Origin of the sequence: Lysinibacillus sp. FSL L8-0312 (genome assembly GCF_038003285.1) — a bacterium.
In the GTDB taxonomy this organism is placed as follows: domain Bacteria; phylum Bacillota; class Bacilli; order Bacillales_A; family Planococcaceae; genus Lysinibacillus; species Lysinibacillus fusiformis_D.
Map to the genome: position 1 here is coordinate 477,421 of NZ_JBBOOV010000001.1, position 22,239 is coordinate 499,659.

Sequence of the window (22,239 nt, forward strand, 5' to 3'; positions counted from 1 at the left end):
AGTAATCGTAAGAAAAGGGGAAGACCGTAATGAAGGCAATATTGTCTGGATTACAGTGGATGGTATTTATGCTCGCTGGTGCTATCGCAGCGCCGATTGCTATCGCAGATGTATATAATCTAACATCTATTGAGACGTCTGGGCTAATCCAAAGTACGATTATTACTTTAGGGATAGCTGGTTTTTTACAAGGGCTGATTGGTCATAAATTACCAATCCATGAAGGGCCAGCTGGTTTATGGTGGAGCATTTTTACCATTTATGCGAGTTTGGTAGGGGTATTATATTCTTCTCACATGGCTGCCTTACAAGCTTTATGTGGAGGAATGATTATAAGTGGTATTTTATTTATCCTACTTTCAGCACTTAAGCTAATGGATAAAATTGCTTGTTTATTTACACCGACCATCACTTTTATCTATTTGCTTTTATTAATCTTTCAATTAAGTGGCTCCTTTATGAAAGGAATGATGGGTATTTCATCAAGCCACGCAACAGTAAATATTAAAGTATTTCTACTTAGTACGATGGTCATTTGTATCACCTTTTGGTTAGGCAACAATCGCTATACTATTCTGCGACAATTTTCAATCATCATTAGTATATTGATAGGTTGGTTATTATTTGTGATTTTTGGTCAGACATCTGGGATTTCACAGGTAAATACACTAGTTAAGCTCCCTGAATTATTCCCATTTGGAAGGCCGAGATTTGACAGTGGAACCATCACTACAGCATTCTTGTTAGCATTGCTATTAATAGTTAATGCGATTGCATCAATCCGTTTGATGGAGACAGTCATGAAACAAAAACAATCAAGGGATGATCGCCGTTATTTGCGTGCTGGATTTATGTCAGGGATTACACAACTAATTTGTGGAGGCCTGGGTGCGATCGGCTCAGTGCCAATTTCGGGGGCAGCAGGATATGTTGAACAAACAGGTATGAAGGAACGCAGGTCGTTTTTAATTGGGTGTTGCTGCGTTATCTGTATCTCCTTACTGCCACCCTTTATGAATATATTAGCGGGTATTCCAGCACCAATAGGCTATGCTGTAACATTCGTTATTTTTGTCAAGATGGTCGGAATCTCCTTGAAAGAATTGAAAACGGTTACGCACGAGGAACGAACGTATATCGTGAGTGGCGTGTCTCTTTTAGTTGGTGTTGGTTTAATGTTTATTCCTTCATCTGCGACAAGCCAATTATCTCCTATCGTGATTGCTATTTTAAACAATGGGTTAATTTGTGGAAGTTTTTTAGCGATTATTTTAGAACAAGGATTAATCTGGAAGGAAAAACATTCGAGTAAGTCTATATCTTAAACAGAGTAAAACACGGAGGGGACAAGATGCATTATTTAATTTCTATAGTAGGACTCATGCTAGTTCTATTATTAGCATGGGTTGCAAGTAATAATAAGAAAAAGATTAAATATCGCCCCATCATGGTGATGATTGCTATCCAACTTATTTTAGGCTTTCTTTTACTTAAAACGGGTATCGGGGAATTTCTAATTAAAGGTTTTGCTGATAGTTTTGCAAAATTACTTGAATACGCCAATGAAGGTACTAATTTTGTATTCGGTGGGATGGCCAATGAAGGTGCACATACATTTTTCCTTTATGTATTAATGCCAATTGTATTTATGTCAGCAATAATTGGAATATTGCAACATTATAAAATCCTCCCATTTATTATTAAGTATATTGGTTTAGTATTAAGTAAAATAAATGGGATGGGTAAACTAGAATCATATAATGCAGTTGCAGCAGCTATAGTAGGACAAAATGAAGTATTTATTTCCGTGAAAAATCAAATTGGATTTTTACCGAAACATCGTCTGTATACATTATGTGCTTCTGCGATGTCAACGGTATCTATGTCGATTGTCGGCTCCTATATGACGATGTTAGAGCCTAAGTATGTAGTGGCAGCATTAATATTAAACTTATTTGGCGGCTTTATCATAGCCTCCATCATTAACCCGTATGACGTAAAAGCCGAAGAGGATATAATTGAAGTACAAGAAGGTGAAAAGCAAACCTTCTTTGAAATGCTAGGCGAATATATTATGGATGGGTTTAAGGTAGCCATCATCGTTGGGGTCATGTTAGTAGGTTTTGTTGGGTTGATTGCCTTGATTAATGGTTTATTTAGCGGTATATTCGGCATCTCGTTCCAAGACATCTTAGGCTATATCTTTGCTCCAATTGCCTTTGTCATGGGTGTACCTTGGCATGAAGCTGTCAATGCCGGAAGTATCATGGCGACAAAGCTTGTGGCAAATGAATTCGTTGCCATGCTGGATTTTGTTAAAATACAAGATAGTTTCAGTGAGCGCACAACAGCCATCGTATCTGTTTTCCTTATATCCTTCGCGAACTTTGGGTCCATTGGTACCATCGTGGGTGCGGTGAAAGGGTTAAATGAAAAGCAAGGGAATGTGGTTGCGCGCTTTGGATTAAAATTGCTATATGGTGCTTCACTTGTAAGTGTTCTATCAGCTATCATTATCGGCATTGTATTTTAAATAGGCTCATAAGATTTGAATGACTTAAGAGTATCTACACCATTTCCTATCACCTAAAATTGCTCAGTTACTTGGAAAAAGGGAGGGTAGATCTCTATAAATAGCTATAATTTTTAACCCTTTCGTTGATAAGAAAGGGTTTTTGCATATTATGTAAAAGGCTAGGAACATTCATAACATATAGACCTTTCACATATGGCAAAATTCTTTTTATCTCCTTGTAATATTTCTCCCTCTCAAAGTACCATATATTAATAACCTCTTAATATCCTCCAAGAAAAGGCAACAGCTTCTACACTTTTACCTATTTCGATGGTTTAAATTGCCATATAGGTCTTTAGACAGTTGAGTCATTTCTGTCTTTCTTATAATATGTAATTATTGTTGAAAATGATAATCATTATCAACGTTTGTCAACAATTCAATTGTTTCCATTTACTTCTTATCATCTCATCAGTCTTTTTAATTTGGAAGACTCATTTTTTTAACAGTGAATGATAATAATTATCATTTGATAGGGAGAAGGCTCTGTGAAAGGATGGTTAATGAATGCAACAGATGGCTAAACAGATTGCAGAAAATGCAACGTTTCAAGCGTTTATGAATTGTTATATACGAGAGGTGAGTAGCGGACACTGGGTCAGAAAGGAGGAATGGATAAAAGAACAGCGACTATCTATCCTGATGACAGAGGAATATATATTAGAAATCGAGTTGCCATTACAAAACACACGTTTTGCATTTGGCATGGAATACAAATCTCTTGTTGGAAGACATAAATTTGGTGACTCGTTGAAGTATTGTACGAAACAAAAACAATGGCTTGTCGAAGATAAATTAACGATACTCATCACATTTATTCAGGAACTCCATTTTATGGCTAAGAAGGACGGATGTCATGAACTTTCCTCCCATTTTGATGAACTCATTCTTCGCATAATTGAGAGCTATCAAACGATGACAAATTATATTGAAAAGCGTCTGGAAAATAAGAAACAAAATGGAGCTAACGGTACGTTTATTGAAGCTGAGCAATCTCTCTTACTTGGACATTGGCTTCATCCGACACCTAAAAGCAGACAAGGGATGTCAGATTGGCAGCAAACGAGTTTTGCTCCAGAGTTACAAGGTTCTTTCCAGCTTCACTATTTTCGTGTCGACCGTAAAAATGTGAAAGAGTCCTCTGTATTAGAAAAAAGTGCAAGTGAACTCATTTCTCAGTCTTTAACAACATCACAACCTGATTTTGTGATGTCAGAGAAGGATTGCCTCATTCCGATGCATCCGCTTCAAGCACAATGGCTTTTGCAGCAACCGCATGTAAAAAAAGCGCTTGCTGAAGGATGGATAAAATACGAAGGTGCACTTGGGGCACTTTATACAGCAACCTCCTCGATAAGAACGGTATATAGCACAAATGAAGAAATGATGTATAAGTTTTCAATTCCAGTCAAAATAACGAATTCATTGCGGGTGACTAGAACGCATGAATTAAAAGCTGGGATTGTTATGGCTCGGTTAATGAATAAGATTGATTTCTTACAGAACCATCCATCTTTCCGGATGATTGATGATCCAGCCTATATGACTGTAGAGTTCCCAAATCAGACGGAATCAGGGTTTGAGGTTATTTTTCGCTCAAATGTATTTCCTGAAGGACAGGATGAAGGAATCTGCATGATCGCTACGCTTTTGCAAGAGCCCCTACCAAAAGAAAAATCAAAATTATGTCAGCTCATCATGAAAATCGCTCAATCAGAATTCCGATCAATAGAGAGCGTAAGCTTAGATTGGTTTAAGGCTTATTGGAAATGTTCGATTGAATCGTTATTAAGATTATACGATGAGAATGGAATAGCTCTCGAAGCACACCAGCAAAATAGTTTGTTAAACATTTCTTCCAGTTATCCAACTACTTATTATTATCGTGATAACCAAGGTTATTACTTGTCAAAAACATATAAAGAAGTACTTCTTTCAATAGAGCCTTCTTTACATGAAACAGAAGAGCTATTTTACGAAGATGCCCTTATTCATGATAGATTTACATATTATTTATTTATGAATCAATTGTTTCCCGTTATTTCCCGATTTGGAGCCGATCAGCTAATCGATGAAAAAATTCTTTTGAAGTGGTCTATCGATCAACTGCACTTATTAGAAAAAGAATTTACAGGTTTCGGGAAGGCATTTATTCGTAACATTCTAAAGCAAGAGGAGCTTGCGTTCAAAGCAAATTTATTAACAAGATTTCATGATGTAGATGAACTAGAAGCCGAGCTTGAACAAGCGGTATATACGAAAGTGCCAAATCCGTTCGTTGTTCAGTATAAGGAGGCAGAATATGAAGCAGCTACAGCCTTTAGTTACTAAACAAGAAGAGCTACGTGTAAGGCGGCAGCTTGTAGAAGCAATGATGTTTGAAAGACTAATCAAATATGAAGAAACGCCTCTAGATAAATGGTCTTCCATTTTTACTCTTGTTGGACAGAAATGTACCTATCGTTGTGAAGGGCGAAGAATGGCCTTTGATCGTATCCGAATAAAGGGCGATAGTATTTTTCTAGTAGGAAAAGATGAGACGTTACTAGAAGCTACGCTTGAGGATCTAGTAGATGAATTACTATCTACTCGTAAAGACAAAGTTCGTTTACTGGAAGAACTTCATTTAACGAGTAAGCTTTGTCAATGGAATGAGCGTCATCTCCAAATGCCCATGTCGAGAAGAAATTCGAGCTATGAAGAATTAGAATCAGAAATCATGGAAGGGCATCCCTATCATCCTTGTTTCAAATCTAGAACTGGTTTTACAATTGACGACCATAAAAACTATGGCCCTGAGGCAAAGCAATCATTTACCCTTCAATGGGTTGCGGTGAGAAGAAGCTACGTACGAATCACCGTTCTTGAGGAAGAGAGCTTTTGGAAAAGAGAGCTAGGACATTTGCTGTGGGAAGACCTTCTAGCAAAGCTTGCGATTTTCGGTGGAACATTTGACGACTATACGTTCCTCCCTGTTCATCCTTGGCAATGGCATAACCTGAAAATGGAACTAGCTGGATTAATTGAGCAAAAAGATTTAATCCCTCTAAATGTGAAAGGAGATTACTATAGGGCAACCCAATCAGTACGAACATTATGGAATGTTTCACATCCTGAAAAGGCGCAATTAAAATGTGCAATGAATATGGTGAATACTTCTTCCTTGCGAAAGTTACATTCTCATGCTGTTTGTGCAGCTCCTCCTATTTCATCATGGCTTAAACAGGTGATTCAATTAGATGCCTATTTACAAAAGGAAGCATCGCTTATTGTACTGGAGGAATATGCAGGTATTATTTTTGAACCGAATGCCCAAAAGCATAGTAGCAAACTAGAAGGTCAGCTTGGTACCATATGGCGAGAAAGTGTGCGCTTGTATATGAAGGATGAAGAGGAAGCGGTTCCTTTTACAGTACTAATGATGATGGAGAGAGATGGGCGTCCATTTATTGATGATTGGCTTTCCCGATATGGAGCAGAGGAGTGGGTAAAACGCTTGATCGAAGTGAGTGTTATTCCTGTGTGGCACTTGCTGGTCGCTCATGGTATGGCGGTGGAGGCACATGCGCAAAACATGATTTTATTGCATCAAAATGGGTGGCCCACTCGGGTTGTACTGAGGGATTTCCATGACAGTATCGAATATATGGAAGAATTCATTGCAGACAGAAGCCTCGTTCCAGACTTTGCAACGATACACGAACGTTTTAAAGATGCACCTGTCGATCAGTATTATTGGATGTCTTCTCTAGAGGCTTTACGAGAGTTAATTATGGATACACTATTCGTATTTCATTTAAGTGAACTATCGTATTTGCTAGAGGAGCAGTATGACTTTGCAGAAACACATTTTTGGTGTCAAGTTAAGGACAGCTTACAGAAGCACTTGGAACGCTTTCCATCGTTATGTGCAAGACATGAACAGCTTCAGCATACTAGCACACATATTTATGTTGAATCTTTGCTAACTAAGAAAGTTCAAAATCAAGAGGAAGGTAATTTTCGACATATCGTCAACAATACGTTGGCGCAAGCGGATAAAAAGGAGAAATGATGATGTTTTATGTCAATGATCAATTTTATGCAGTAGAAGATATTGAGAAGCAATTTGAAATATATGAAAGCTTACCTCATTTAAGGGAGTGTAACAATCGCAGACTAGCTATTTGTACGGATGATACTTTCCAATATATAGCTCTTTGTTTATACATTCGCGAAAAAGGGGGATCAGTTGTCCCCATCCATTCAGCAACGCCGAAAGAGGGAGCTGTGCGACTTGCTTCTTCAGCAGGTAGTCATCTGCTGTTGTTCCAATCGATTGATACTTTCATTGAACTATCAAATCATTGCAATAACCAAGAGGGCGTATTAGTTCAAATGAGCTCAGGCACAACAGGCGCTCCGAAATGTATTGAACGAACGTGGGGCTCTGTGGAAAAAGAGATTGAAAGTTATGTGACGATGTTACCTGTCGATTCCTTGACAAATTCGGTTGTTGCTTGTCCAGTAACTCATTCCTATGGCTTCATTTGTGGTGTTTTGGCTTGCATAAGAAGGGGAGCAAAGCCAGTTATTATTACGAATAATAACCCTAAATATATTTTGAAAAAGCTAAAAGAATATCCTCAACACATACTCTATGGGGCCCCAGCGTTACTTTATACATTAAGTCGATTATTACCGATGGGTGAACAATTTGATCGTGTTATGACGTCAGGAACTTTGATGCCGCATAGCTGGCTGACAACATTAAGGGAGAAATCTCGCCAAGTACTCCAGCAGTATGGCTGCTCTGAAGCAGGCTGTGTTGCGATTCACCCTAATGTGGAAGATCCGAAAGAAATGGGCTACCCACTTCCTCATGTAAAGGTAACAGCCGGTGATAAACAAACACCGAGCGAAATTATTATTGAATTGTCGACACAAACGATTTATACGAAAGATCTTGGCTATATAGAAGATAATGTTCTGTCTTTTCTAGCAAGAATAGATGACACGATTAATGTAGCAGGCTTGAATGTGTATCCGCAAGAAGTGGAAACCGTGTTAATGGATGACCCAAGAATAGTCGAAGCAGTTGTATATAAGAAACAAGATAGCCTATCAGGAGAGCGGGTATGTGCACTATATGTGTCTACTGAACCAATCGATAATATGGAGCTTCGAGAATGGTGCCGAAAATTTCTAGCTCCACATCAAGTTCCAATAGAGTTTTTGCCTGTTCAAGAAATTGAAAAGCTGCCTAATGGAAAAATAAGTAGAAAAAAACTTGGAGGCATACCAGTATGACGCGACAACAATTGATTCAGAGCATCTATGATATTATGGAAAATTCATTAGAGTTGCCGACACTGTCTTCTTTCAATGAAGATGCCCGATTAAATGAGGATTTGTATATGGATTCCATTATGGTCCTTCAACTGATTCTTCATATAGAGCTGGATCTTGGCATTGCCATCCCCGATGAGGTTCTTGTTCCTAAAGATTTCAAAACAGTAGGAACATTAGCAAGCTTTTTAGAAAAACAGCAAAAGGTAGAATAATCGGAGGCCAAAAATGATAAAAGTTCATTGTTTTGTAAGCTGTGTTTGTGAGGTTATTAAGAAAACGAAAGGTGTCGATCATAGGCCCTACTATTTTGGGGTATGGGACGCAGATTTTGATGTGCTTGATAATGGTGTGCTAACATACCATTCTGATCAAATCGATCATGATTTCTTTCAAACATGGTATGAAATGCTCTATGGCATCAAGCTTTATAAATGGTATGACGAAAAGCAGTCTAAACAAGAAAATATAAACAAATTGCTAGGGCTAGTAGAGAATAAATCGCCACATCAGCATGTGATGGTGATGCTGGATTTATCGATGCTGCCAGAGCGAGAGAATAAATTTCATCAACGTCCATTCCCTCATTATGTGATGCTAGAATCGACCGAAAATGAAGAAGAGTGGTTTATGTATGACCCTGATTTTCGCTGGGAAGGAATTTTACCGAAGGAGCGAATTTTAGCTGCAATCCAAGAGCCAACTGTCAAAGGTGGCTATTACTTTGATTCTGAGACGATTATTGCTCCTACTACAGAGACGGTTGAAGCCTATTTTAATACATGCATCAAGCTTGATTGTAATCCGTTGACAGATGCCGTTACCGAAATTATGAAAAAGTCTATCGCAGGAAAAGAACGTCTGTCAAAATTACCGACTGCCTTAAAGCAATTGCCAGTTATCGCGATTAGAAAGTATGCATATGAGCATGCATTTGCATTTTTTTGGGAAGCACTTGGGCGAGAAGAGGAAGGCTTTGACACATGGTGTGATGAAATTGAGCGTCTAGTGACTGGCTATACAACGATTCAGTATCGAGCGATGAAGCTGGCGATGACGCAAGATTTGTTATTGGTGGAAAATATTTTTGTGAAGTTAGAAGAACAAAATCAGCTTGAGTTCAAAATCAAGCAAGGATTACAAGAATGTTTTCAAGCATGGTTAACATTACAGCACAAGAAAGAGGTCATGTTATGAAACTATCAATTTGTACAATCTCATTTCGGCACCATCTCCACTCGATGGAGCAATTAGCTCAATTTGCTAAAACACAAGGCTTTCAAGGAATCGAGCTCTGGGGCATTCATGCAAAGAACTTGGCAGATGAACCTCATTATGGAGCAGATTGGCTAAGCTCCTACGGTTTGGAAACGAGCATGCTTAGTGATTATTTGCCATTAGATGCACCCGTTTCGGAGATGATGGCTGAAACAGAAAGATTATCTGCACTTGCCAAGCGCTGGGGAACAAATAAAATTCGTACATTTGTAGGAAAGCAAGGCAGCTCAGACACGAGTAAGAAAGAAAGGGTAGAACTTATTGTCAGACTTACAATGCTCTGTGATTATCTTGAGTCACAAGGACAAAATTTGCTGGTAGAAACTCATCCAAATACATTAACAGATAATCTACCTTCAACGATGCAGTTACTTGAAGAAACGAATCACTCCAGCCTACGAGTGAACTTTGACGTTTTACATATATGGGAATCAGGAATGAACCCGATTGTCGCCATGAAGCAACTACGTCCTTATATCTCACATTTTCATTTTAAAAATATTGCCTCACGTGCTCAACTAGATGTTTTTTCACCAAACAATGTGTATGCGGCAGCAGGGTCTAGGGAAGGAATGGTTCCTTTGTTTGAAGGTGCTATTGATTATGGTGAATTCCTAGCAGAAGCAGTTTCAACGATGGAGGTAGATGCATCATTGGAATGGTTTGGATCGAATGTGATGAGCGTATTAGCAAAAGATAGTCAAGAGGTTAAGAAGGCGTTGCAGTTGGTGCAAATATAGTGTAAGGCTGTTTATACCCAGCAATTGATGATGGGGTATATGGCTGCTGAGTTGGTTAAATCACAGCAACCTGATTCCTCAACGATTTGAAGGGTCCTTTTAGTTCATAGATTTTAATAAGTGATATTTTTAATTGTTTAAAGTAAAATAGTAGTAAGGTATTCACCATCAACTCAACTAATCTGATTAGTTGAGTTTTATGTTTTTATAGAAAAGCTACGAAACTATTTTAAAGAAGATGTGATGATCAATGGGGAAAATCGCCATTTTGGCAGAGAAGCCATCTCAAGCAAGGGCTTATGCAGATGCATTTAAAATAAAGAAAAAAGAGAAAACATTTATTGAACTGGAACCTTGTTCAACTTTTCCTAATGGTGCAGTCATTACCTGGGCAGTGGGTCATCTTGTTGAATTAAAGGAACCAAAAGAATATCAGAAGGAATGGGAGAAATGGTCACTGGGATCATTACCGATCATTCCACAAAAATTTGAAGATAAAGTTGTCTCTAAAATGTATACACAATTTCATGCAGTCAAAAAAATCTTTAATGATCCGCAAGTAACCATGATTTATAATGGCTGCGATAGTGAACGTGAGGGTTCAAATATCTTCTACTCCCTTTTAAAAATGACGAAAGTCAATAAGCCTGTTAAACGATTATGGATCAATTCATTAGAGGTTGAGGAAATTCGAAAAGGTTTTAATCATATGCAAAGTAATGAGCGTGATTTGCTCATGTACCAAGAAGCAAAAACACGTCAAATTAGCGATTGGTTAGTAGGGATGAACTGTAGTCGGTTGTATACGTTGCTGCTACAACAAAAAGGATTTAAAGGCAGTATATCAATTGGGCGAGTACAATCGCCAACAGTTTATTTAATTTATAAAAGACTACAAGAAATCGAAAATTTTAAACCTGAAAACTTTTATGAGGTTGAAGGCGTATTCAAGGCGCAAAATGGTGTTTATAAAGGAAAAGCGAAAATAAAGACAAAGGTAAAAGAAGAAGCAGAGCAGCTGTTATACCAGCACGATATTCAACCAATTGATACAGGACAGATTGTGAACGTTACAAATAAAACAAAGCGTGTCCAGCCACCAAAGTTGCATGCATTATCAACTCTTCAGGCCGCAGCCAATAAACGTTGGAAATATAGTCCAGCGCATGTGTTAAAGTTGACACAATCGCTGTACGAAAAAAAATTAGTATCGTATCCACGTACTGATTCGCAGCTCATTACACAAAATGAATTCGAATACTTAAATAATGCTTTACCAAGATTCCAACAGCTTATTGGACAGGCGTTTGCACCAGTACTGAGAGGCCAAAATAAACGCTATGTTGATGGCTCTAATGTCGGTGAACACTATGCAATTATTCCAACTAAAAAGGTCCCGACAGAAAAAGCACTGCAAACAATGCCTGCGGATGAACGTAATATTTATTTCGAAATTTTGAATACAACGCTAGCAATGTTTCATCAAGATTATGAATATGATGAAAAAATGATTTTGACAAGTGTGAGAAACCTAGAGTTTAAATCGATAGGTAAAACGGAACTAGTGAAAGGATGGAAAGAGCTTTTTACAAGTGATAAGGACTTTAAGGAGCGCGAGGAGGTGCTACCCGCAGTTTCCCAAGGTGAAATGGTACAATGTAAGGTTAGTGTTATTGAAAGCACTACAATACCTCCAAAGCCTTATACAGAAGGTCAACTTATTACAATGATGAAAACATGCGGGAAATCAGTTGAAGATGAGGAAGAAATCGAGGTTCTAAAATCCATAGAAGGTATTGGTACTGAAGCAACTCGAAGTGGAATTATCGAAACAATTAAAAAGCATGGATTTATTGAGGTAAAGAAAAATATTGTTAGTATTACTTCTAAAGGAGAACTTTTATGTAGAGCAATTGAGGGTACCTTGCTTTCAAGTCCCTCAATGACAGCAAAATGGGAAATCTATCTACAAAAGATAGGTCGAGGGGAAGGTTCAGCAAAACACTTTATTGAGAATATTGGGAAGTTTATAAATCAGTTAATTGGTAATGTACCTAAACAGATTGATGCTCTTATTATAGAGACAGAGCGGTTTACGAAGCCGACTGCTAAAGATATTGCTATTTGCCCAACATGTAAAGTAGGTAAAATTAGTTTACGTAAGAATTTTTATGGTTGCTCAGAATATAAAAATGATTGTAAACAAGCATTCCCCGAGCGATTACTTGGAAGAAAGTTATCTGAGAAGAACATTAAAGACTTATGTGCAATCGGTAAAACGTCAGTTATTAAAGGATTCAAGGCTAAGAGTGGTAAGCAATTCAGTGCTGCACTTCGTTTAGTTGAAGGGAAAATTGAATTTGAGTTTAAAGATAAATAACAAAATTTCTTTTATGTTTCACTAAGATAAGTTAATTAATTAAATGAACATGGAAAAAATGTTGTTAAAAATTGAATTTTATTAAGATAACCAATCAGAAGAATATTATGAGGCTTAAAAATAAATACTCTTCTATCCCAAAATATTTCAGATAGAAGAGTATTTTCATATAAAGCAAGCTAATTCCAATAATATTATAATTTCACTTCGTTTCATTAATTGTGAATGGTAGTTGCACGTATAGTCCCAGATAGTAATTTACTCTCATTTAAACTAATCCCTAGGAAATCGTAAATAGTCTTTAGAGTTGCTAATTTTCCTAATAAAAATAAAGCTAAATTATATGAATTTAGAATTAATTCCTGACTATTTGTAGAAGCCACTCTATTTAAATCACTATTCATTATGATATTTAATTTTTCCTTACAGAAGCCGCCGTGTTCCTCATGCTCTATTGTACAAAATTTAACGCTACTCCAAGATGCTGAAGTTATTCCGTTCTTCTTGAAAATTGATGTGTAAATTGAAGAGTTGATTAATGCACTATTAGAAATAATCTCTTCAGCAAGTATAGCTTCTTGAGCCCACATAGTAACAGGTGGATTAGATTCAAAATGATGTCCTAAAGTATGACCACAATCTTTTTTAATAGCTAATGATAATCTACTATAAGTATATTTTATTATTAATTCTTGTAGCTGTGCAGGCACGTTGCTGTATGAATTTAAGTTTACACTTAATTTACTAAAATATTCATGTAGTTTACTCAACAAAATTCCCTTATTGAAATTAACATCATACAAAGTACGATAATTATCTCTAGACATAACTCTATCATGACTTTCATGATGTAAATAATGATTTTTGTAAGTAGGCTTGTTTGAAATATTAATTAGATGAAAATCATCGATTATTTTATTAGTAAATTCTACAATGTAACCTTTATCTAAAATTTGATTTTGGAGTTCGGTTTTTAATACGTTTTCTTCTTGTTTATATAACGGTTTCTCAAGCATATTATGTAACCTAGTTTGAAGTTCTTGGTTAAACTTTTGCTCGGCAAAATTTACTCTTTTTTTATGGAAATTCCCCATAGGTATTACGGATTTTATAGGATTTAGTAATTCAATGCTATTTTCAATTATAGAGTTTGTTTTTAGAATCGCTAATTTACTTTCAAAATCTTTCATTGCTTTAATGGTAGTATTGAGCGTTTCTTTATAATCTATATCATCTAATATTTCATCACGAATATTATAAATGAATAGTACTCGTGCGCCACCTATAATCGGTTCCATTTTTTTTACTGACTTTTCATATTCAGAAAGGTTATCTGATCGCATCATAAACAGATATAAATCAGCATCATTAATATTTTCTAACCCTTCAACATTCCCCGATACCCCGGGAGTGTCAGTAATAATTAGACTTTGGATTCTATTCCCCATGATTTCTGTGGCTAATTGACTAGGTCGAGAATTAATTTCAATTACGTCCAATTTTGGATCTAATTGTTTATTTTCTCCAGCATTTTCTGAAGAAAGTTTTGAGAAGGTATTATTATGTGTAATTTGATATTCAAAGTCTTTTAATCCTTCCTCCGTTAAAGGATATCTAATCCCATTTAAAGATGAATTAGGACTAATAAACCGAATAGTTTGTTGTTCTGATGAAAGATTATTATTTAAAACATATTGAATATTAATTTTAGTGAAATCACCTCCATCTGATGCGAAGTGTTGTCTAATCAAATTTGAATCCTCACAAAATCTTGAACATAATAAACTTTTCCCTACACGAGCACGTCCCACGATACCGATTTTTTTAATCATTAATTTCGCCTCCTTGGTAAAATTTAACCATATTTATTTTTATTTGTATATAACACTTATTTTGGTTGAATTAGAAAATGTAAAAATGAAAGATATCTAAATTTAGAGATAAAAGGATTTAAAGCTAAAAGTGGGAAACAGTTTAGTGCTGCACTTCGTTTAGTTAAAGGTAAAATTGAATTTGATTTTAATGTAAATAAAAAATAATAATTAAGGCGGTTTGTATTCGTACAAACAGCTTTTTATATTGTGAATAATTGTTTCTAGAGATAGTGTTAAAAAATGAAAATTTAAAAAGTGTAGTAAAAATTCGTACCCTGTCAGTAAAAGAGCTAGAGGACTATATAGAAAATCTGTTAACCATCAATTTGCTTGAGCTTTTTCCTAACAAAGTTATTTGTAATTTGCAAATAATTGAAGAATAACTAATAATTATGGAGCTGGTTGTTGTTCTTACTTTCCCCTATTCATAAAATGCTAAAGAAAGCTTAGAAGTATTATTAATGATAGGCGTTATTCCGTATTCGCCACTATTTATATGTTTATCAATCAATTTTGTGAATAAAACTTTTGGCATCGGTCTCCCTAGAAGTGAAAATGTAAAAAGTTCATTGACTATTAAATTACAAAGTATCTTGATATTTCCAATTTTCGACTCTTTGCCATTACGTATTGCATTTTCGCTTTTTATGTATCTTAACCGTAAAATCTAAGTAGGAAGGCGTGTAAATCAATCTTAAAAAATGTAATTATGTTCAGTGAGATTAATGAATATAACATTTCCGGATAAAAAAGCGGTAGTAGAGTGCTTAATATAGGAAATTCTCATAACAACATCAAGAATTGGATGGATCAATTTCATTTAAAATCGAGTAGAAACGATGGGGAACTAACAAATTAGATATACCTTGTCGTATAATAGGTATAGAACATCCCCAAGTCTGTTAATGTTTGTATACAGGAAATCGAACATTTCAAGCCTGAAAAATTTTATGAAATTGAAGGGGTTTTCAAAGCACAAAATGGTATATATAAAGGGAAGGCAAATTTAAAAACGAAAGAGCGTGCAGAGGCTGTGCAATTATTGCAACAGCATGGGATTGAACCGCTGGATACGGGTCTAATTACAAGTATAACGAATAAAAAGAAGCGGATCGCACCACCTAAACTACATGCGTTATCAACATTACAAGCTGCTGCCAATAAGCGTTGGAAATACAGTCCATCGCATGTGTTGAAACTTACGCAATCACTTTATGAGAAAAAGCTCGTTTCTTATCCACGTACTGATTCTCAGCTCATTACACATCATGAGTTTGCCTATTTAAATGACTCATTGGCCAACTATCAGCAGCTCGTGGGAAAGTCATTTCATGCAATCAACCGAGGGAATAACAAACGCTACGTCGATAGTGCCAACGTTGGGGAGCACTATGCTATTATCCCAACGAAAAAAGTGCCGACAGAAAAAGCGTTACAATCCATGAATGCGGATGAACGAAATATTTATTTTGAAATCGTCAATACGACACTCGCTATGTTTCACCAAGATTATCAATACGACGAAAAAACGATCATAACGAATGTCAAAAACGTTGCGTTTAAAACGGTAGGGAAAACAGAGCTTGTAAAAGGTTGGAAAGAATTGTTTTCAAATGAGAAAGAGTTGCAGGAGCGTGAAGAGTCGTTACCTGTTGTTTTCCAAGATGAGATGGTACAAAGTAAGGTTTCTATTTTAGAAGGCACGACAACGGCTCCTAAGCCTTATACAGAAGGTCAACTCATTACGATGATGAAAACATGTGGTAAATCGGTTGAGGATGAAGAGGAAATCGAGGTGCTGAAGTCGATTGAAGGTATTGGGACGGAAGCAACTCGTAGTGGCATTATCGAGACGATTAAAAAGCATGGATTTATTGAAGTACGAAAAAATATCGTGAGTATTACGTCTAAGGGTGCGCTTTTATGTCGAGCAATTGAAGGAACATTACTGTCAAGTCCATCGATGACGGCAAAATGGGAAATTTATTTACATAAAATTGGTCATGGAGAAGGGTCAGCCAAACATTTCATTGAAAGCATAGGCAAGTTTATTAATCAATTAATAGCGGAAGTGCCTAAACAGTTAGAGTCACTTACAATTGAAGCGGAGCAGTTTAAACCAGCTGTTGTGAAAGATATTGTGATGTGTCCGACATGTAAAGTAGGAAAAATAGGTTTGCGTAAAAGTTTTTACGGTTGTTCGAATTATAAAAATGGTTGTAAGCAAACGTTTCCAGGAAGGCTATTAGGAAAAAAACTAACGGAGAAGAACATTCATGATTTATGTAAGATTGGTAAAACAGCTGTGATGAAAGGGTTTAAATCAAAGAATGGCAAACAATTTAATGCGTCACTCCGTTTGGTAGAAGGGAAAATTGAATTTGAGTTTAATGAAAAGTAAAAGCGGGAGAGCTTTATGATCTATGGTGCAAAAAAACCGATCAATTGAATTCATTTTATAGTTTTTGCTAACGGTCTTATGTGTATCGAGCAATATAGACAGAAAACCCGAGCTATTCAAATCATATAGTTCGGGATTTTTTATGGGCTAATGTGAGGTTAATTTTTGATAGTGATGAAGGAGATTCTCTACTTGGTCTTGAATCATTTGTTGTAATGCTTTGGGCTTCACGGAGATAATATGCTGACCATACCTCATAAAATAATTGCTGATAAATGTTTCTTCTCCTAGGGTATAAAAGCCCTTAATCACAGTTTTATCACCCATTTCTAGTGTCATAGAAGGGTAATGTTCTTTATAAAAAATATCCTTTGCCTGTGCTGAAATTTCTACCTCAAATGCAATACGTTTCTTTGGTTGATCCATTTCTAATGACCGATTGATTAGTGCGTCTAGAGAAAAGTGCATGCTACTATCTATTATTTCAATGGACGTTATTTTATCACATCTGAAAACCTTCACCTTCTTCGTATCCACTTCTATGCCAGTTACATACCATTGCCCAAATTTAGCAGATATTTTGAAAAATTGAACATGGTAATCTTTTTGCTCATTATTTTTTTGATATTGAAATTGACAGCTATATTCATGAAGAATACTCATTAAAATCTTATCTAAAAAAAGACTAATATGATGATGCTGGTTAGCTTCAAATTGCAGGACTTTTTTCATTTGATGCATCTGTTCTACTTGATGTTTAGACAGACAGCTTTCAAATTTTTCATTTAATTGATTAACACTTAGATGAAAAGGTGTTGATTGGTAAGATTCTAATGTTAGCATAGCAAAGTACAAAGCATACACCTCATCCAATGTAAAAACAATAGGGGATAATAGCCTGTTTTTTAAGATGCCATACCGTCCATGTCTTCCATGCTCGGCAAAAATCGGCATGCCTAATTGCTCTAAAGAATGAACATCACGTAGCGCTGTACTTTTAGAAATGCTGTAGGTAGTCATTAAATCTGTTAAATTAAAAAATTCCCGACCATTTAAGTATCTGATCATATCATTAAGTCGTTCTGATTTTTTCATGGTCATCTCCTTAAAAGGTGTCATGTTTTGATACCTTTATATTCTAAAATAAGAGTTAGGTAATATCAATGGAGTTATTATCTAACTATTTTACTAAGGGAGATTGATACGATGAGTGCCACACTTGAAGTCGCTATTTTTTTATCCATGAACGGAAAGGCAAAAGAAGCTGTCCAATTTTACAAAGAACATTTGAATGCGGAGGAACTGTTGCTTGTGACATATGAGGATATGGCAAAACGTGACAAGACAATGCGTCTTACAGAAGAAAATAAACAGCATATAGCACATGCTGTTTTATTAATTGGCAAAACAAAGCTAATGCTAGCAGAAGCTACAATGGATGTTACGGAACACTATGTAGTAGGAAATCATTCCTCATTATGTATACAGAGCGCAGACCTAGAAGAAATGGAGCATTTTTATAAGAGCTTAACGTCAGATGAAAGAGTAAGAATCATTGTTCCGTTATCCAGTAATGTTTTTAGTAAAGCTTATGGCATTATCGAAGACCCGTTCGGCATTCAAATACAATTAATGTTTGATGAAAGATTACTAAATGGCGCATAGGTAAGTCCTTTGGGTATGGGCTTAACCTATACCCAAATCTTCTTTACTTTTCAAAGGGATTGTCAATATAAGGCCCTTTAATGGTAATACGCATGAGCTGGGTCGCCATAAATTTTGGTGTATACGGCATATCATGTTCCAACCACCAAACAATCACTTCAAGAAAGGCAGCGGCATAAAACCGTACAGCCATCTCACGGGGCACTGTTAGCTTTTGATCGTTAGGCTCCATAATTTGAATGCCACTTGAGACGAAATTGATAATAATGTTTTTCAAACCATCAGAGAAATAAGGGATATTCTTTTCCGTGAGATAAACCTTATAAAGCTTACTATTCAGCGCTATTTGTTCAAATAAATGCATAAATGTCTCGTGAGGCTGGTCATAATTTGGTAATAAATCAAAATCCTTTTTCTCCTCAAAGTTTGGACGAATACTACTGACAAGCTCATGCAAAGTTTCTTCTGAGCTTTGATAGAGGAGGTCCAGCTTATCACGGTAATGTAAATAAAAAGTGGCACGATTTAATGTGGCTCGTTGTGTAATATCTTGAACTGTAATCTTCTCATAGCCTTGTTCATCAATTAATTCCACCAGTGCATCTCTTAATAATTGGCGTGTTCGGATGACGCGGGGGTCCATTTTTTTCGACATTTTTATGCTCCTTGTATCAAATTTTCTATTTAAACAACAGATTTATTGTGAATGTTGTGTAAGCATCATAACAGGTTTTTGTGTTGTTTGCCCTTTTTAAATAGCGAGTTATAATTATATTAACGACACGGTGTCGATAATACAACTGGTTGTTAACGTGTTCACGAATTGTTCATTTATATAGAAGGAAGGAAGTTTTTATTATGGGTCGTTTAAATGGAAAAGTAGCAATTATTACAGGAGCAGCGATGGGGATGGGTGCATCCGAAGCAAAATTATTCGCACAAGAAGGCGCAAAGGTAATTGCAACAGATGTGCAAATCGAGCCATTGCATAACTTAGTTAAAGAAATTAAAGAAAATGGTGGAGAGATTATGGGGCTTTCACATAATGTCACTTCAGAAGACGAGTGGAAAGCAGTAATTGCGGAGGCTGTAAAGGCTTACGGCAAAGTCGATATTCTTGTCAACAATGCAGGCGTTTCATCACCAAAAACGATGGCTGACATGGAAATGGCTGAATGGAATAAAATTATGGATATCAACCTGAATGGCTGTGTTATTGGTATGAAATACGTGATTCCTGAAATGCAAAAAGCGGGCGGCGGTTCAATCATTAATATTTCTTCCATTGGCGGAATCGTTGGGATGGCTGGTACAAGCCCCTATACAGCAGCAAAAGGTGCGCTGCGTGTACTTTCTAAATCGGCTGCTATCGAATACGGCAAAGATAAAATTCGCGTGAATTCTGTGCACCCAGGCATTATCGTCACACCGATGACAGCACCGACAATGGTAGAGGGGGGCGCACTGCCATTCTATCAAACTTACACACAACTACCATACTTCGGTGAACCGGAAGATGTAGCCTATGGTGTAGTCTTCCTAGCATCTGACGAATCTCGTTTCATGACAGGCGCAGAGCTAGTGATCGATGGCGGCTGGACAGCCATGTAATTCAATAGCGCAAGTAAAACTAGGCATCACATAACGTGAGCCTAGTTTTTTTATGTAGAAGAAGGCGGCTGCTCATGAAAGAGTGTTGCATCCAAGCAATTGAGCGAGAACTTCAATGATTAATAGAATACTCGCGGAAGGAAGAGAAATACTCGCGGAAGGAGGAGGAATACTCGCGGAAGGAAGAGGGATACTCGCGGAAGGAAGAGGAATACTCGCGGAAGGGCAAGAAACTCTGTGAATGAGCGATAACGCCCCTGAAATCAAGCGTTAGAACTCTGCTCAAGTCGTCTTTTTTACATATAAAATAGCACAAACATAGTGGCTGTTTGTGCATATCATAGTTGGAGTAAGCGTTTTCTTCATTATATAGAAGAAAGTCAAAATGGAAAATTTCACGAATATGTGAATGTCACGAAAAAAAATTCATAAAAACCTTAACTATTTCATGCGAAATCCGTATAATAAATCAAACAGTACGAAAATTGTCCATATTTCTCGATAAATTGCGTGAATTTTTTAAATTGTATTGACGTAGGAAACGATAATTTGTACACTGTGTACATTCAATTGTTTTTTGGAGGAATACAATTAATTTGAAAAGTTAGGATTTGATAGATATGATCGTGTGTAAATTTGGTGGAACATCTGTAGCAAGTGCAGAACAAATTCAAAAAGTGGCAAACATTGTGAAATCTAATCCGGCACGTAAGATTGTTGCCGTTTCAGCACCAGGGAAACGTTCTGATGACGATATAAAAGTAACAGACCTATTAATACAATTAGCAAATGCAGCGTTACAACATGAGAATACGGAAGAAAAATTGCAAACTGTTGTGAATCGTTTTCGAGCGATTGCAGATGGTTTGGGATTAGACCATGCCATTTGTGACGTAATTGCGGAAGATTTACGTGAACGTGTACAAGGTGACAAAACGAACGTGGAATTATTCATCGATAGTATTAAAGCAGCAGGTGAAGATAATAATGCCAAGCTGATAGCAGCTTACTTTAATGCCATTGGTATGCCCGCACGCTACATTAGTCCAAAAGAAGGTTTAGTGGTCAATGATTTGCCTGAACGCACATTTGCTTTACCCGAAGCGTATGCTAATTTAGCCCCTTTAAAAGATACAAAAGAAATTATTGTGTTCCCAGGGTTCTTCGGTTACACTAAAGCGGGCGTATTGCGAACATTTGACCGCGGTGGCTCTGATATTACAGGTTCCATTTTAGCAGCAGCCGTTGAAGCGGAGCTGTACGAAAACTTTACGGATGTGGATTGTGTGTTCTCTGCGAATCCGAAAGTTGTCAATGATCCAGTGGAAATTAAAGAAATTACGTATCGCGAAATGCGCGAATTATCATATGCAGGCTTTTCAGTGTTCCATGATGAAGCGTTAATGCCTGTCTACAAGATTGGGGTGCCCGTTAACATAAAAAATACAAATAATCCATTAGCCCCAGGTACTCGTATCGTACCAAGCCGTCCTGCAACAGGTCGTCCCGTTACAGGAATCTCGGCAGACAGTGGCTTTTCAACTTTATATGTTTCTAAATATTTGATGAATCGTGAAGTAGGCTTTGGACGAAAGCTGCTCCAAATTTTAGAAGATGAGAATATTTCTTATGAACACACACCGTCTGGCTTAGATGATATTTCTGTCATCATGCGTTCAAATCAACTAACTCCAGAAAATGAAGCACGTATTATTAGTCGTGTGAAAGAAGAGCTACATGCTGAGTATGTAGAAATGCGTCACGGTTTTTCGATGATCGTGATTGTTGGCGAAGGGATGCGTCATAATACAGGTTTAGCTGCCCGTGCTGCCACAGCGATTTCAGAAACTGGCGCAAATATTGAAATGATCAATCAAGGTTCTTCTGAAGTCAGCCTCGTATTTGGGGTTCTTCAGGAATATGAAAACCGTATTTTACAAGCATTATATGAAGAGTTTTTTGCTCATGCGAAAGCAAAATGACACAATCATCACTAATCCAAGTGTTTCTTGCTTGGATTAGTGTTTTCTTTTTGCTTAGAATACGGTAAAATCGAGGGCGTACATAAGTTGGGAGGGTTTTTCGTGAAGAATTTAACAATTGGGATGCTTTTCTCCATCCTTGGGATACTTTTTGTCTGTTTAACGATTATGGATATTTTACCGTCATCGACCAAAACAATGAAAATTGTTTACATTGGCATTGGCTGGGTCTTTATTATTATAGGCTCTGTGATCCGCTTTAAAAATCTCAAACAAAAGCAACAATAACGCTTTGAAATTGGAATTGTGACAATAGCCAAAGTTATGATACAATTTCAAAGAAAATAAATAATTTGAGTATTATGAAGTTGTTATTCTGTACATACGTTCAGAAGGTTCAAATTT

Annotated in this window: 18 protein-coding genes; 15 read left to right on the forward strand and 3 right to left on the reverse strand. The window is 36.7% G+C overall.

Annotated features, from left to right (window positions below):
* Positions 1-29: 29 nt before the first annotated feature.
* The 9 genes from MHI22_RS02435 (at position 30) to topB (ending at position 12,301) form a co-directional block, all read left to right on the forward strand.
* Complete coding sequence (locus MHI22_RS02435) at positions 30-1,325, forward strand: purine/pyrimidine permease (protein WP_089932336.1); 1,296 nt, start codon at positions 30-32, stop codon at positions 1,323-1,325.
* A gap of 26 nt (positions 1,326-1,351) precedes the next feature.
* Positions 1,352-2,533 (forward strand): NupC/NupG family nucleoside CNT transporter, encoded by a 1,182-nt coding sequence (locus MHI22_RS02440; protein WP_330493908.1) that lies wholly within the window; start codon positions 1,352-1,354, stop codon positions 2,531-2,533.
* Positions 2,534-3,091: 558 nt separating this feature from the next.
* Positions 3,092-4,906 carry an IucA/IucC family protein gene (locus MHI22_RS02445; protein ID WP_340810942.1) on the forward strand — a complete coding sequence of 605 codons (1,815 nt, stop codon included), beginning with the start codon at positions 3,092-3,094 and terminating at the stop codon, positions 4,904-4,906.
* Positions 4,878-6,629 (forward strand): IucA/IucC family protein, encoded by a 1,752-nt coding sequence (locus tag MHI22_RS02450; RefSeq protein ID WP_340810944.1) that lies wholly within the window; start codon positions 4,878-4,880, stop codon positions 6,627-6,629. The genes MHI22_RS02445 and MHI22_RS02450 overlap by 29 nt, the downstream gene beginning before the upstream one ends.
* A 2-nt stretch (positions 6,630-6,631) precedes the next feature.
* Positions 6,632-7,864: an AMP-binding protein gene (locus tag MHI22_RS02455; RefSeq protein WP_340810946.1), complete on the forward strand. Its 1,233-nt coding sequence runs from the start codon at positions 6,632-6,634 to the stop codon at positions 7,862-7,864.
* Positions 7,861-8,118, forward strand: coding sequence for a petrobactin biosynthesis protein AsbD (gene asbD, locus MHI22_RS02460; protein ID WP_036127419.1), 258 nt, complete (start codon positions 7,861-7,863; stop codon positions 8,116-8,118). The genes MHI22_RS02455 and asbD overlap by 4 nt, the downstream gene beginning before the upstream one ends.
* Positions 8,119-8,131: 13 nt before the next feature.
* Positions 8,132-9,100 (forward strand): DUF6005 family protein, encoded by a 969-nt coding sequence (locus MHI22_RS02465; RefSeq protein WP_089932327.1) that lies wholly within the window; start codon positions 8,132-8,134, stop codon positions 9,098-9,100.
* Entirely contained in the window at positions 9,097-9,921 is an 825-nt protein-coding gene (locus tag MHI22_RS02470; protein ID WP_058844991.1) for a sugar phosphate isomerase/epimerase family protein, read from the forward strand. Before MHI22_RS02465 ends, MHI22_RS02470 begins: the two co-directional genes overlap by 4 nt.
* Positions 9,922-10,171: 250 nt before the next feature.
* Complete coding sequence (gene topB / locus MHI22_RS02475) at positions 10,172-12,301, forward strand: type IA DNA topoisomerase (RefSeq protein WP_340810948.1); 2,130 nt, start codon at positions 10,172-10,174, stop codon at positions 12,299-12,301.
* A gap of 215 nt (positions 12,302-12,516) precedes the next feature.
* Here topB and MHI22_RS02480 read toward each other — a convergent pair whose 3' ends face one another.
* Entirely contained in the window at positions 12,517-14,133 is a 1,617-nt protein-coding gene (locus MHI22_RS02480; RefSeq protein WP_340810950.1) for a hypothetical protein, read from the reverse strand.
* Between the two features lie 108 nt (positions 14,134-14,241).
* Between MHI22_RS02480 and MHI22_RS23355 the strand changes: the two genes are divergently transcribed.
* Positions 14,242-14,340, forward strand: coding sequence for a topoisomerase C-terminal repeat-containing protein (locus MHI22_RS23355; protein WP_445299960.1), 99 nt, complete (start codon positions 14,242-14,244; stop codon positions 14,338-14,340).
* Between the two features lie 757 nt (positions 14,341-15,097).
* Positions 15,098-16,576 carry a type IA DNA topoisomerase gene (locus MHI22_RS02485; protein ID WP_340812691.1) on the forward strand — a complete coding sequence of 493 codons (1,479 nt, stop codon included), beginning with the start codon at positions 15,098-15,100 and terminating at the stop codon, positions 16,574-16,576.
* Positions 16,577-16,723: 147 nt separating this feature from the next.
* Here MHI22_RS02485 and MHI22_RS02490 read toward each other — a convergent pair whose 3' ends face one another.
* A complete protein-coding gene (locus MHI22_RS02490) occupies positions 16,724-17,671 on the reverse strand; it encodes a helix-turn-helix transcriptional regulator (protein ID WP_340810951.1) in 948 nt (315 codons plus the stop codon).
* Between the two features lie 111 nt (positions 17,672-17,782).
* On the opposite strand from MHI22_RS02490, the gene MHI22_RS02495 reads away from it, so the two are divergent.
* Complete coding sequence (locus MHI22_RS02495) at positions 17,783-18,241, forward strand: VOC family protein (protein ID WP_036117320.1); 459 nt, start codon at positions 17,783-17,785, stop codon at positions 18,239-18,241.
* Positions 18,242-18,284: 43 nt separating this feature from the next.
* Here MHI22_RS02495 and MHI22_RS02500 read toward each other — a convergent pair whose 3' ends face one another.
* Positions 18,285-18,896, reverse strand: coding sequence for a TetR/AcrR family transcriptional regulator (locus MHI22_RS02500; protein WP_036117321.1), 612 nt, complete (start codon positions 18,894-18,896; stop codon positions 18,285-18,287).
* 203 nt (positions 18,897-19,099) lie between these two features.
* Here MHI22_RS02500 and MHI22_RS02505 point away from each other — a divergent pair, with 203 nt between their 5' ends.
* From MHI22_RS02505 to MHI22_RS02515, 3 genes are all read left to right on the forward strand, one after another.
* Positions 19,100-19,852: a glucose 1-dehydrogenase gene (locus MHI22_RS02505; protein WP_036117323.1), complete on the forward strand. Its 753-nt coding sequence runs from the start codon at positions 19,100-19,102 to the stop codon at positions 19,850-19,852.
* Positions 19,853-20,472: 620 nt separating this feature from the next.
* The gene (locus MHI22_RS02510) at positions 20,473-21,834 is read left to right on the forward strand and encodes an aspartate kinase (protein ID WP_036117325.1); all 1,362 of its coding nucleotides are present in this window, start codon (positions 20,473-20,475) and stop codon (positions 21,832-21,834) included.
* A 102-nt stretch (positions 21,835-21,936) separates the two neighbouring features.
* A complete protein-coding gene (locus MHI22_RS02515; protein ID WP_036117327.1) occupies positions 21,937-22,122 on the forward strand; it encodes a hypothetical protein in 186 nt (61 codons plus the stop codon).
* Positions 22,123-22,239 lie beyond the last annotated feature (117 nt).

Excerpts from the sequence above, each read along its gene's own strand:
- MHI22_RS02435 (WP_089932336.1), top strand. The coding sequence starts at position 30 with ATGAAGGCAATATTGTCTGGATTACAGTGGATGGTATTTATGCTCGCT.
- MHI22_RS02440 (WP_330493908.1), top strand. The coding sequence starts at position 1,352 with ATGCATTATTTAATTTCTATAGTAGGACTCATGCTAGTTCTATTATTA.
- MHI22_RS02445 (WP_340810942.1), top strand. The coding sequence starts at position 3,092 with ATGGCTAAACAGATTGCAGAAAATGCAACGTTTCAAGCGTTTATGAAT.
- MHI22_RS02450 (WP_340810944.1), top strand. The coding sequence starts at position 4,878 with ATGAAGCAGCTACAGCCTTTAGTTACTAAACAAGAAGAGCTACGTGTA.
- MHI22_RS02455 (WP_340810946.1), top strand. The coding sequence starts at position 6,632 with ATGTTTTATGTCAATGATCAATTTTATGCAGTAGAAGATATTGAGAAG.
- asbD (WP_036127419.1), top strand. The coding sequence starts at position 7,861 with ATGACGCGACAACAATTGATTCAGAGCATCTATGATATTATGGAAAAT.
- MHI22_RS02465 (WP_089932327.1), top strand. The coding sequence starts at position 8,132 with ATGATAAAAGTTCATTGTTTTGTAAGCTGTGTTTGTGAGGTTATTAAG.
- MHI22_RS02470 (WP_058844991.1), top strand. The coding sequence starts at position 9,097 with ATGAAACTATCAATTTGTACAATCTCATTTCGGCACCATCTCCACTCG.
- topB (WP_340810948.1), top strand. The coding sequence starts at position 10,172 with ATGGGGAAAATCGCCATTTTGGCAGAGAAGCCATCTCAAGCAAGGGCT.
- MHI22_RS02480 (WP_340810950.1), bottom strand. The coding sequence starts at position 14,133 with ATGATTAAAAAAATCGGTATCGTGGGACGTGCTCGTGTAGGGAAAAGT.
- MHI22_RS02490 (WP_340810951.1), bottom strand. The coding sequence starts at position 17,671 with ATGAAAAAATCAGAACGACTTAATGATATGATCAGATACTTAAATGGT.
- MHI22_RS02495 (WP_036117320.1), top strand. The coding sequence starts at position 17,783 with ATGAGTGCCACACTTGAAGTCGCTATTTTTTTATCCATGAACGGAAAG.
- MHI22_RS02500 (WP_036117321.1), bottom strand. The coding sequence starts at position 18,896 with ATGTCGAAAAAAATGGACCCCCGCGTCATCCGAACACGCCAATTATTA.
- MHI22_RS02505 (WP_036117323.1), top strand. The coding sequence starts at position 19,100 with ATGGGTCGTTTAAATGGAAAAGTAGCAATTATTACAGGAGCAGCGATG.
- MHI22_RS02510 (WP_036117325.1), top strand. The coding sequence starts at position 20,473 with ATGATCGTGTGTAAATTTGGTGGAACATCTGTAGCAAGTGCAGAACAA.